The sequence below is a fragment of the Bradyrhizobium sp. C9 genome (assembly GCF_002532045.1).
GTDB lineage: Bacteria > Pseudomonadota > Alphaproteobacteria > Rhizobiales > Xanthobacteraceae > Bradyrhizobium.
In genome coordinates, this window is record NZ_NWTG01000015.1 from 108,050 (window position 1) to 120,952 (window position 12,903).

Genomic DNA, 12,903 nt, shown 5'->3' on the forward strand with positions numbered 1-12,903 from the left:
GTGCGTCCAGCGGCCAAACCGAAGCGCCAGAGCTTCACGCTCGAGCCGATCGAGCCGCGCTTGTTGCTGTCGGCCGATCTGTCGTACGGCAGCTCCGGTTCCAGCGAATTCTGGGTAAAGGCGGTTGACAGCACGCATGTGCAGCTTTTCAATGACGCAACACTGACCGACGCGAGCCACCAGGTCACTTCGGCCCAGCTGCTTAGCGGCGGCCAGCTGACGATCGAACGCGGCTCGCTCCTTGGTGCCAACCTTGGCGACCTCACAAGCGACACGATCCATATCGACACCGACACGTTTGCGACCCTCGACGCCAGCGCCACCGGCATCAGCACGAAGAACCTGCTCGATATCACTTTCGACGGCGGCGACCAGCGCGCTTTCCAGGACCACGTCAAACTGGACAAAGATGCCAGTCTGCAGTTCGGATTGTCGGTCACCAGCAATTCGGAAATCACCGCCACCAACAGCCTCACCGTCGCCGGCGATCTTACGCTCAAGTCCGACCAGATCGGACTGACCGGCGCGCTTCCCGGCGCCGGCTTCATCCCGGGATTCTCGCAGGCGGCCGTAGCGATCGGCAATGCCGGAATTACCCTGGACGGCGCTGACTTCCTGGCCAAGGGCGGCAACGTCACGCTGGAGGCGCACTCCAATTTCAATATCAGTACGGGCGGCGGCGCGGACGATGCCAGTGGCGTCGGTCAGTTCAGCCTCAACGATCAGTCGATTCTCAACGCCAACATGGGCTCCAGCAATCTGTCGAACGTTTCGCTGGTCCTCAGCTTCAGCAGCGTCAAGGTCGATATCGGCGACGGCTCGACGGTCAAGACCCAGGGCAGCGGCGATGTCAGCATCAATGCGCTTGTCGACGACGCCGGCGGCGGCATCATCGGCACGGCGAAGAACAACAGTTCGGTCAATTTCGCGGTTACCGTCGGCAGCGCCGACCCGGAGGTGCTGATCCACGGCGGCTCGCACATTACCTCGGCCGGCAAGATCGACGCTCACGCCACATCGGACATCAGCACGTTGAAGACCGAAGTCGTCGGTCCGGACTCGGGCGGCGACAACAGCAACTCCAAGCTGGACGGTGCGGTGGCCGTGACTGTGTTCGAAAGCAAGGCGGTGGCGGCCGTCTTCGAGTCGGCCCAACTCAGCGCTTTTGACGCTACGACAGTGACGGCGAGCAGCAAGGTCATCGGCGACACCAAGGCAGATGCGACGGGCGTGACGGCCGGCGCCGCGGTCGCGGTCTCCGTCCTGTACGGCGACACGACGGCATCGGTCGACGGGGCATCCGTCGACGGCAGTTCTGTCACCCTCAGCGCGGCTTCGGACCGCGAGTTCGGCACCGCATCGACGTCGTCCACGGATGGCTCGTCGCAACACAACGGGGGCAGTGCCGACAATCCCAGCGAGAACACGCTGTCGACCAACAAGGCGACGACCGCCGACAATACCTCCACTGGGGCGGCGGGCACCGAGAGCAACATTACCGTCGCCGGCGCCGTGTCGGTCGGCGTTGACCTCGGGGCAACGTCGGCGTTCATCAACAATGCGACGATCGGCCATGTCGGTACCGGCGCGGTCACGGTGGCGGTCGATCCGATCGACATCATTTCGGTCACCGCCGACGGCTCCAACACCGGGAGCGGAAACAACGGGGTCGGCGTCGCCGTCGCCATCGACACCGCCACCCGCGACAATCTTGCGTTCGTCGCCGGCACCACGACGATCGCTGCGAATGCGCTCAGCGTCGAGGTCAAGCCGTCGACTGCAAGCAGCTTCGATGCCGAGGCGACCTCGGGCGCCGGCGATCCGACCAAGGTCGGCGTGGCCGGCTCGTTGGCCGTCAACGTGATCCTGACCACCAACAAGGCCTATATCGACACCGGTTCGTCGCTGACGCTGCTCGGCAGTCCCGATGTCCTGATCGAAGCCGATTCAAACATCACGATCACGACCAAGGCGCTGCCGGGAGGAGAGGGCGGGAGCGACGAGACGAAATTCGGCATCGGCATCTCGGTCGCGGTTAGCTACGGCCAGGACGAGACCGCGGCGTTCCTTGGCAACAATGCCGGCGTCAGCGGCGCGAAGGGGTTGAGCCTGCTTGCCGACTCCGTCCACAAGATGGACACAGAGGCGACCGGCGGCGGTCAGGGTCAGACAGCGGTGACGCCGATCATTGCGATTTCGGTCGCCGACAATGACACTCATGCGACCCTTGGCACCGGCTCGCTGCTCACGGTCGGAGTCGATGGCTTCAGCGCATCCTCGAAGCTGACCGATACGGTTCAGACGATCGCCACCGGCGACACGAAGTCCACCAAGACCGGGGTCGGCATCTCGATCTCGCTGTCGATCGTCAATGACAGCTCGCTGTCGACCACGAACCGCGACATTGCCTCGAGCGGCATCGCCGCGTTCATGTCGAGCGCGATTTCACTCAGCGAAAGCATCTCCAGGGCCAGCTCGAAGGGCGGCGAAGACGATAATGCTTCGAAGGGCGAGGACAGCGACAACAGCAGCGTCGACGGCAAGACCAATGCACAAAAGAGCTTTGCCAATAATGAAAAGGGAAGCGGTGGGCAAACGTTCGGCTTCACTGCGGGCAACGTCAGTACGACCGCCGATACGATCCAGCTCGGATCGGGTCTCAGCACCGGCGACGAGGTGAAATTCCATATTCTCGACGCCACCTCCGGCGAAGGCCTGCTCAATAATCAGAACTATTATGTGCGAGACGTCGGCGGCGGCAATTACAAGTTCTACCATTCGGCCGATGACGCGAAAAACGACAAGAATGCCATCAACCTGATCGGTTCGCCCAACGGCAGCCAGGAGTTTGTTTCGGTCGCGCCGACGCCTTCCCGCGACACAACCACCGAGGGCACCGATCCGAACAAGACCCAGAGCGACAAGCGGCCGTCCGCATCGACGTCGAGCGGGTCGGTCAGCGTTGCCGGCGCAGTCGCCATTAATGTCGAGAACGGCAAGTCGATCGCGTCGATTCCGAGCGGGCGGCACGTCACGGCGACCGGCCTCGTCTCGACGCTGTCGAGCGCCAATATCGACAGCCACGCAATCGCCAACGGCGTCGCCACCGCAAGCGGCGGCACCGGCGTCGGCGCGGCGGTGCCGATCAATGTCAGCAACATCACCAATCTCGGCTATATCGGGAGCGGCGCCGTGGTCAGCGGCGGCGGCATCAGTGCCGGTGCCGTCATGGCGGACCGCGAAATCGCGGCGCCGGCGCTCGCGCCGAACGTCGTCACGCAGGACGGCGTCGCCAACAGCGTCTTCAAAGAGGATTCCATCTTCGTCGGTCTTGATGCCGGCCTGAAGAACGGCGACGAGGTGCTGTACACCCCGAAGGGCTCTTCGATCCAGGGTCTGAGCTTCGGCGGCAGCTACTACGTCAACGTCGCCGAGGATGGCACGATCCGGCTGTACGGCGATGGTACCGGCAACGGCAACGGGCAGTCGGACGCCGTGGCCGGCAACGGCAACTACGTCAAGCTCAAATCCACCGGAAGCGGCTCCGAGCACGATTTCTTCAAATATGTCGACCTTCCCGGCGGCGGCACCGCCCCGAACCTGCTCAGCCCGATCAAGTTCAACCCGCAAGGCACGGTGACGTTGTTCAACGCCGGCGACGACAGCGAGTTGCGGACCGGCGATCAAGTCACCTACGACGCAGCGCTTGGCGCGGCAGTCGGCGGACTGACGCAGAAAACCCAGACCTACTACGTGATCGATCTCACCGGGGGGCACTATCAGCTGGCGGCGTCGCGCGACGATGCGATTGCGGGCACGGCGATCGCCCTGACCGGGACCGGCAACGACAACCAGGTGCTGCACGACGCGACGCATTCGAGCCGGGCCGATGCGGCGTCCGGCGCCGGCGACGGCGACGTCGGCGTCGCCGGTTCTGTCGCAATCAATGTCGTCAACAACGATACCGAAGCTGTGCTGGGTCGCGGCGGCGCCGCGACGCTGACGGTCACCGGTGGCGGGGACGTCTCGGTCGTCGCGGCGAGCGATGAGGCGAATATTGCAATCGCCAGGCCGTCGGACGGCAACGTCACCGGCAAGAATGTCGGCGTCGGCGCCTCCGTCGCGGTCAATGTCATCGGCCCCGACAGCAACCATAACCTGGTCAAGGCCGCGATCACCGACGGCACCAGCATCAGCGGCACAATCGGCGCGTTGACGGTTTCCGCGACCTCGGGCGACGCATCCTACACGCACGGCGAGAACGGCGCCGAGTCGTCTTCGGGCGTGGCGGTTGGCATCAGCGCCGCCGTTGCCGTGATCGACGACACCGTCAGCGCCTATGTCGGCACCGACAACGGCACCGGAATTTCGGGTACCGGCGATGTTTCGATCACCTCGGCCGTCACCGCGGACGATTTGACCGAAACCGACGCCAAGGCGGCAGGCAAGAGCGTTGGCGTGGGCGCCTCGGTCTCGGTCGCCGTCGTCGACGTCGAGAACAGCGCTGAGGTTGCGCGCGGCATCTCCACGACGCTCGGCGGCTTCACGCTGCAGTCTTCCGCAACGGTATCGAGCGTGGCGGAGGCGGTTGCCACCGTCAGCGGCGCGTCCAAGGATAAATCTGACGACAACAATACGAGCAACGCGTCCAAGACCTCCGACGATCAGGCCAACAAGCAGCTAAGCGGCAACGCCGGCAACGCCGGAAGCAGCACGACCTCCCTGAGCACGGCATCGGGTGGCAGCACCGCTACCAGCGAATCGAGCAGCGGCAAGAGCTCGAGCTCGGGTGAGGGCGGCAGTGACTCGAGTGGCGTCGGCGTGGCCGCGGCGGTCTCCGTCAACGTGCTCACGTCGAACAACACCGCCAAGATCACCCATGGCGCCAAGATCACCGCGCACGGCGCGCTCAAGGTGTCGGCGCAGGCGGAGGACGATGCCGTCGCCAAGGCCGTTGGTGCGGCGATCGCGATGAACAACAGCACCAATGTCGGCGCCGCCGTCGGCCTCAATGTAGTGAATGCGACCAACAAGGCCCAGGTCACCGATGCCTCCACGATTTCCGGCAATGGCATCACCATCGAGGCGATCACTCCGACCGGCAAGACCGACGATTTCATCGTTTGGGGTGCGGCAGCGGCCGCGACCGGCGACAACGGCACCGCCTCGGTCGCCGGATCGGTCGGCATCAACGTCATCCACAAGTTCGAAACCGAGGCCTCGACGGCCGTCGGATCACACCTGGAGTCGGGCGCGAATACCGACGTCACCGCCAAGGCGAACTTCGATCTGCAGACCGTGGCTGCGGCTGCGGCGTTCTCCGAGGGCGGCAGCGGCTTCGGTGCGACCATCAATGTCGCGGTGATGAACGACGTCACGACCAAGGCGTTCATCGCCGGCGATGCCGACGAAGCCGGCGCCCTGACGGTCGATGCAGAAAGCACCCTCAACCCGACGCCCATCGCCATTCCGCACGCCCCGAGCGGCGCCGATCTGACCCTGACCTCGGTGGCCGTGGCGGGCTCGGCCAGCGGCGGCGACGCTGCGGTCAGCGGCTCGTTCATCGTCAATGTCCTCGATATCGACGTCGACGCGCATATCGGCAGCGGGAGCCACATCAATAAGGGCGGGCTCTATACGGCAAATGCCGGGCAAACCGTCACGGTCAAGGCGATCAATGAGACCGAGATTCGCAGCGTTGCGGGCGCGCTTGGCGTCACGACCGGCTCGACCGGTATCGGTATTGGTCTTGATGTCGAGATCTTGACCAAGCATACCTTGGCCTACATAGGCAGCCAGGCCATGGTGCAGGCCGGCGGCGCAGTCAGCGTGACGGCGACCTCGACCGAGACGATGCTGTCGATCGCCGGGACGCTCGGGGTGGGGGACGATGTCGGCGTTACCGCCTCGGTGGCGATCGCAGACATCCATGGAGACACCGAAGCCTATATCGACGGCGGCGCCCATGTCGACGCCGGCGCCGGCGTGACGGTCGACGCCTCCAGCAGCTTCACCACGACCATGATCGCAGGAGCCGTCGGTGGCGGCGGTGATGCCGGCATCGGCGTGGCGAACACGACTTTGGTGCACTCGGATACTGTGCTGGCCTATGTCGGCCAGTCCGCGAAGGTGAATGCCGGCGGCGATGTCGATATTGCGGCCTCGGCAGGCGAGGATATCATCACGATCGCGGCCGGTATTGCGGTCGGCGGCGATGCCGGGGTCGCCGGCTCGGCGGCAGTCAACGTGCTCGACGAGACGACCAAGGCCTATGTCGGCCCAGGCGCGACCGTCACCACGAGCGTCGGCAGCGGCGGCAACCTGCAGATCAGCGCCAGCGATCCGACCTCGATCGTGTCGGTGGCGGGTTCGCTGGGCATTTCGGGCGGCGTTGCGGCCGGTGTTGGCGCCGATGTCGGCGACATGACCAAGCACACCTATGCCTATATCGACTCGGGCGTGACCGCGTCCATCGACGGCAACATCATCGTCGACGCCGAAGCGAGCGAAAGCCTGATCTCGGTGGCAGCCGGCATCGGCGTGGGTGACGTCGGAGTCGCCGCCGACGCGGGCGTCCACGTGTTCGATCTGCATACCCGCGCCTTCATCGGCGATGATCCGGCCAATCCGTCCGGCTTCGGACCGGGCGACGTGCACGCGACCGGCAGCATCTCGTTTGCGGCCAATGATGCCTCGGACATCAATGAGGTCGTCGGCGTGCTGGCGGCCGGGTCGGTCGGCGTGGCCGCCGGCGTCGGCGTCGACGTCTTCACCAAGGACACCGAGGCCTTCATCGGCGCCGGCGCCAACGTCACTGCCGACGGATTTGGCACCGGTCTGTCGGTCAATACGGGCAGGTTCGATCCCCAATTCGACACCAACGCGCCGACCTTCGACCCGCAGGGCGGGTCGGCCGGCGTCAAGTCAGGTGACGCTTCGACCTTCAGCGACGCGACCAGCAACGATCCCAATGTCAGGGCGAACCTGAAATCGCAGGGGCAGGTCAATACGCCGCAACTCGGCGACATGGATCTGAACAACAATAACAACAAGACGCAGATGAAAACCGAGGACCCGTCGCTGAGCGGCCGACGGTCTGCACCGGTCCACCTCGCGCCGGGCTTCCATGGTCTCGCCGTCGCGGCGACCAACACGGACGCGATCCGAACCTTCACCATCTCATTTGCGGCCGGTTCCGTCGGCGTTGGCGTTTCCGCCGGCGTCGACGTCGTTCACGCCACCACGAAGGCCTATATCGGCGACAACGCGACCATCAACACCGACACGCCGAATGCGGGGCTCGGACCCAGGGCCCAATCCGTGCTGGTTGGCGCCGGCGACGATTTCTATCACCTCGCGATCGGCGTCGGCGTCGGCGTCGGCGGCGTGGGCGTGGCGCCGAACGTCGGCGTCAACGTGGTCGGTGATCCCGCATCGAACCCATCGCCTTCATCTACGGAAGCCTTCATCGGCAAGTCGGCTATCGTCAACGCACTCAACGATGTCGTCGTCGAGGCGACCGCATCGGAAGACACGGTCCTGGTCGGGATCGCGGTGGGCGGTGGCGGGGTCGGCGTCGGCGCCAATGTCGGCGTGATGGTCATCAACGACATCACCAAGGCGTTCATCAATGATGGCGCACATGTCACGGCCCACGGCGACGTCCTCGTTTCGGCGGTCGACGACAGCCATGTCTTCATCTTGTCCGGAGCGCTTGGCGTCGGCGGATCGGCTGGTATCGGCGCCGCGGTCGGCGTGATGGTGTTCGACAAGGACACGCAGGCTTTCATCGGTAACGGCGCGCATGTGGATGCGTTCGGCGGCGGCGGACAAGATGGCGTGTTCACCGGTGACATCACGTCCGGAAGCTTCGACAAGGCGACCAAGAGCGGGGTCATCGTCCAGGCAGAGTCGAGCGAGAACATCCTGCACATCGTGGCTGCGGGCGGCGGCGGCTTCGTCGGCGTGTCCGGCGCCGTCGGCGTCACCTTGATGAATACGGACACCGATGCGATCATTGGCCAGAATGCCGTCATCAACGGGGACCAGGTGGATGCGCATCCGGGTCAGAACGTCTACGTCAGCGCTGCCGATGCGGTGTCGGTACAAACCTTCGTCATAGGCATCGCGGCCGGATTCGCGGGAATTTCCGGTGCGATCGACGTCGGCACGCTGAATGCGAACGTCAGGGCGGATGTCGAGCCCAACGCGGACGTGCATGCCAGTGGCGACATCCATGTCGATGCCCTCAGCCTGAAGAACTTCAGCGGGTTCGACGCCAGCGGCGCGTTCGGTGCGGTCGGAGTCGGCGGGACGGTGAGCGTCTGGTCGATCGGCACGCAGATTCAGAAGACCACGACCGACAATACCGGCACCCAGACCAAGAGTGCGCTGGATGGCGGCGGCAACTCCGCGGACAGTTATGCGACGGGTCAGGTCGACAGCGGCACCGGGCTGGCGACCGGAAGCAGCGGCAAGGGCGGCGGGTTCGGCAATTTCTCGTCGGATGCGACGGGCAACCAGAACACCAATACCAACCGCGTGCATCAGGGCACGCAAAAAGCGATGACCGACCTGGGCAGCAGCGTGCCCACGGGGAGTGCGATCTCGGGCGAGGAAGACGCTGCCCCGCAGCCGAAGAATCAGAATCCCGCAGCGGTGCCGCTGGGAACCACGGCGGTGGTGGAAGGCGGCGCGAACCTGACGGCCGGCGGTGCGATCGGCGTCACCGCGAACGAATCCGACACCATCACCGTCGCCGCCGGCCAGATCGCGGCCGGCATCGTCGGCGCCGGCGCGTCGGTCGCCCTGCTGTCGGTGGCCGACAACGTCGCCGCCTTTGCCAACGGCAACCTCAGTGCGGGCGGCAACATCGATGTCAACGCCTTCCTCAACGAAGGGCTGAACCTGACCGCCATCGACGGCTCGGCGGGCTTCGTCGGGATCGGCGCAGCGGTCGTCGTGATCAACGACAACAGCCTGACCCAGGTGAGCCTCGGCAACGTCACGCAGGCGGGCGACGTCACCGTCAATGCCAGCGATACCCGTAACATCCAACAGCTCACGGGCGAGGTCGCCGCCGGCGGCGTGGCCGCGGGCGTTTCCTTCACCAACCTCAACGTCACCGGTGGCGCGAATGCGATCGTCGCCAACAACGCCCAGATCGGTCAGTCGGCTGGGAAGACGGTCCATTCGCTGAAACTGACGTCGAGTTCGACGGACACAGCGCAAACCGAGACGGTCGCCGTCTCGGCCGGCATCGGGGCGTTTAGCGTCAATTTCGCCGAGGACACCATGTCGCCGTCGGTCGATGCCCAGATCGGCGACGGTGCGAACATCAAGACGACCGGCGACGTCACCATCGATGCCGCCGCGGTCGAAAAGCTCGACACGAACATTGTCGGCGTGGCCGCCGGCGGTCTCGCGGTCGGCGCCTCGATCGCCAAGGCGGACGTCGAACCGCATGTGACCGCCAGCATCGGCAACGGCACGACGGCAGCCAACAACATCTCCGTCACCGCGTCGACCAATCAGGGTGTCGATCCGCATGGCGGCTTTGGCGCCAATGCGGATGGTGCGTCATCGGCGGGCGCCGTGGTCGCGGTGGCCGGCGCCTCGACGACCGCCATCATGAGCCCCGTGATCGAATCGGCGATCAAGGGCCGGGTGAACGCCTCTGGTAGCGTGCAGATCAGGGCGATCGGCAACAATCGCGCCGCCGCCACATCGCACGGCATCGGCGGCGGGCTGGTCGGTGTCGGCGCGAGCATTTCGGAGGCCGATATCAAGGGTTCGACCACGGCGCATCTGGACGGCGAGGTCCGCGACGATACGGGCGGCCCCGGTGCGGTCAACCTGACGATCCAGGCGCTCGACACCGACACGGCGAGCGCGTACTCGCAGGCCGTGGGCGGCGGTCTCATCGCCGGCACGGATAACAGCGCCACGGTCAGCATGACGCCGACCGTGCACGGATACATCTCCACCAACGGTCTGATCAGCACGAGCGGCAACATCAATGTGACCGCAACGGAGAACCCCGAGGGTGATGCCGTCACCAAGGGTGTCACGGGCGGCCTGATCGGCGTCGGCGCATCAAGCGGCACCACCACGATCAACCCGGACGTGCTGGCCTACATCTCCGCCGGGACCGTGCACGCCGGCACGCTCGGCACAAACCAGATCAACGTGAAGGCGACCGCCGCGCCGCCAAGCGTCAATGTGCCGACCTACACGATCACGTCGATCAATTCGGCCAACGACACGCTGCATGTGGTGGGCAACGGGCTCAGCACCGGCGACGTCGTCACCTACGACAACGAAGGTCACACGCTGATCGGTGCCACAGCGACCGGGACCGGTACGGGCAGCCTGGAGACCACCTTCACCGATCCGACGACGATCGACAAGAATACCGGCAAGCCGTCGATCGTCATCCGCCCATACAACGTCATCAGCATCGGCGTCGACGACCTGGCGCTCGGATCGATTTTCGACGGCGCCGCCGTCAACGCGGATACCGACACGATCACATTCCAGACGCCGCACAATTTCCAGAGCGGCGACGCCGTGGTTTACGAGCCGGGCGCCGGTTCGCCGGTCATCGGCGGCCTCACGGCCGGCACCACGTATTACGTGCGCGTGATCGATGGCTTCCGCATCAAGCTCGAGACGACACAGGACCGCGCCCTCAATCCGCAAAATTACCTGACGACGTTCAATCCCTCGCTGATCACCGGCGGCAACACGATCAACGTCGCCAACAACTTCACGGATAAGGAAGCGGTCACCTACGAAGCGCCGCCGGCCGAGACGTTCAGCAGCAAGCAGGTCGACAGCGGCACCAGCACGATCAAGTTCCTCAACGACGACGGGACGCCGCAGAACCCGTTCACCAATGGCGAGGTCGTCAGTTACGACAACAGCTCGTCGACCACGACGGGCGTGATTTTCGACAACTCGACCACGCTCAGCGTCACGTTCAACCAGACTGCGACGCTCGGCGTCACGTTCGGCAACAACGGTACGCACGACACGATCACGCGCACTGACGGCAAGAACTGGGTCGATTTCGGCTTCATCCCGGGCGAGCAGATCACCATCACCGGCGCCGGCAACAACAACGGCACCTTCACGATTGCCGACAACGGCGTCACCAATTCGACACTGCAGCTGACCAGCAACGGCTCGTTCGCACACAAGGTCAGCACGACGTTCACGTTCAGCAACAACGGTACGCACGATACGATCCAGCGCAACGACGGCGGTAACTGGCAGACCAGCGGCTATCAGCCGGGTCAGATCATCACGGTCGCCGGAAGCGGCAACGACGACGGGACCTACACCATCGCGGCCGGCGGCGTCGGTGCTTCCACGCTGGTGTTGACGTCGAACGGCTCCTTCGCCCACGCCAACACCGCGCAGCTCAGCCTGGGCAACAGCGGCAGCCACGATACGATCACGCGTGCAGACGGCGTGAATTGGCTCAATCTCGGCTATGCCGCCGGGCAGCAGATTCATCTCGCCGGGGCGGGCCTCAACAACGCTACCTACACGATCGACGCGAGCTATACGGGCGGCGCGATGTTGGTGCTGACGACCAACGGCGCCTTTGCGCAGGTCGACACGGTCAGCGTCACCTTCGGCAACAACGGGACCAACGATACCATCAAGCGTGCCGATGGGCTGGACTGGTCGACCCTCGGCTATGCCGTCGGGCAGCAGATCGTCATCAGCGGCAACGGCGACAACAACGGCACCTACACGATCGACGCCGGTTTCGCGGGCGGCGACACGCTGGTGTTGACGTCGAACGGCACGGTCGTTGCGGAAGGTCCCGAAACGAAGACGTTCGCAAAGCCCGACACGGTCAGCATCACGTCCGAAACCTTCGCGAGCCCGGTCAGTCCGCCCCTCGTGGCGAAGTCGATCTCGGTGGTCTCGCAGCCGGTCGAGACCAAGACGATCGGCTTGGGCCTCGCCACCATCACCCGCGCGGACGGCGCCAGCTGGCTCGACGCAGGCTTCTCGGCCGGGCAGCAGATCCACATCTCCGGCGCAGGCAGCAACGACAATACCTACACCATCGCCGACCATGGGGTGACCGCGTCGACGATCGTGCTGACGGCATCGGCCGGCTCCGTGACGGCGGAAGGGCCGGAATTCAAGACGATCAACATCGTGAAGGACGCCAAAGGCAATCCGGTGCCCGACACGATCACGCGCACCGATGGCGGCAGCTGGCTGTCGGCGGGCTATGCGCCCGGTCAGCAGATAACGGTGTCGGGCGCCGGCAACAACAACGGCACCTACACGATCGCCGCGAACGGTGTCAGCGCCTCCACGCTGGTGCTGACGGTGAGCGGATCGCTGATCCCGGAAGGTCCTGATGTCAAGACCATCAGCTCGCAGGGCGCAGCCATCGGCGGCCTGGCTGCCGGCAAGGATTATGTGGTGGCCAACGTCAACACCGGCACCGGCACGCTGCAGCTGTTGTCGACCGAGGTGGTGGCCGTCAACTTCACCCGCCACGACGCGCAAAACGACAATGGCAACGATACGATCGATCGAACCGATGGCGGCAGCTGGATCAACGACGGGTTCTTCGCCGGCGAGACCATTTCGATCACCAACACCGCCGGCAACAACACGAATTACACGATCGCTGCCGGCGGGGTCGGGACGACATCGCTGACGCTGACGGTGAAGGACACCGTCACGGTCGAACACGATGCGGCCGCGAGGATCGACAACACCACGCCGATCACCTTGTCCCAGCCGGCGGCAGGCGGCAGCGTTACGCATACCCTCGTCAAGGCCGGCGACCTGCCGATCGGCGGGCTCACCAGCGGCCAGACCTATTACGTCATCAATCCTGGCAACAGCACGACCTCATTCCAGTTG

1 protein-coding gene (running past one end of the window) is annotated in these 12,903 nt (G+C 64.8%); it reads left to right on the forward strand.

Going from position 1 to position 12,903, the window contains the following annotated elements; all coding sequences use genetic code 11:
* Positions 1–12,903 carry the 5' end (the start) of an LEPR-XLL domain-containing protein gene (locus CO675_RS26315; RefSeq protein ID WP_158231306.1) on the forward strand. It continues 17,412 nt past the right edge of the window, so the window shows 12,903 of its 30,315 coding nt (coding positions 1–12,903); it begins with the start codon at positions 1–3; its stop codon lies beyond the right edge, outside the window.